At 73.5% G+C, this 596-nt stretch carries 1 protein-coding gene; it reads right to left on the reverse strand.

Going from position 1 to position 596, the window contains the following annotated elements; translation table 11 throughout:
- Positions 1-149: 149 nt before the first annotated feature.
- Positions 150-596, reverse strand: a 447-nt coding sequence (locus tag AAHZ94_RS34865) for a helix-turn-helix domain-containing protein (RefSeq protein WP_349997662.1), incomplete at its 5' end; no start/stop codon positions are given.

The raw sequence follows: 596 nt of genomic DNA on the forward strand, positions 1-596 counted from the left end.
CCCGTACGCCACGAACCCGTACGCCACGAACCCGTACGCCACGAACCCGTACGCCACGAACCCGTACGCCACGAACCTGGCTTGCGCCGGTTCGACCCCGGCGGGGTGGGGCCGTGAGCGCAGGTGCGGGGCGTGAGTGGGGCATGGGGTCAGGCGGGGGTGATCAGGCGTAGGCGGTGGGCCATGGCTGCGGCCTCGCCGCGGCCGGAGACCTCCAGTTTGGCGAGGATGTTGGAGACGTGGACGCTCGCCGTCTTCGGCGAGATGAAGAGTTCCTCGGCTATCTGCCGGTTGCTGCGGCCGACAGCGACCAACCGGAGCACGTCGCGTTCGCGCGGGGTCAGCCGGAACGCGTCGGCCGGGTCCGGCACGGGCGGTGCGGCCTCGGCCAGCTCCGCGGCCCCGCCGGCGGGCGGGCGGCCCGCCGCGGTGTCCTGGGCCCGGTCGTCGCCGGCACCGGGCCGGTGGGCGGCGGGCCCGGGGGCGGGCTGTCTCTTTTTAACATCAACCAGCCCACGAGACGGACTCCGATAGGGGATGGCGGGGTTGGGGTTTAAAAAAATAAGGGGGGGGGGGGGGGGGGGGGGGGGGGGGGG

Origin of the sequence: Streptomyces sp. HSW2009 (assembly GCF_040240285.1) — a bacterium.
Classification (GTDB): Bacteria; Actinomycetota; Actinomycetes; order Streptomycetales; family Streptomycetaceae; genus Streptomyces.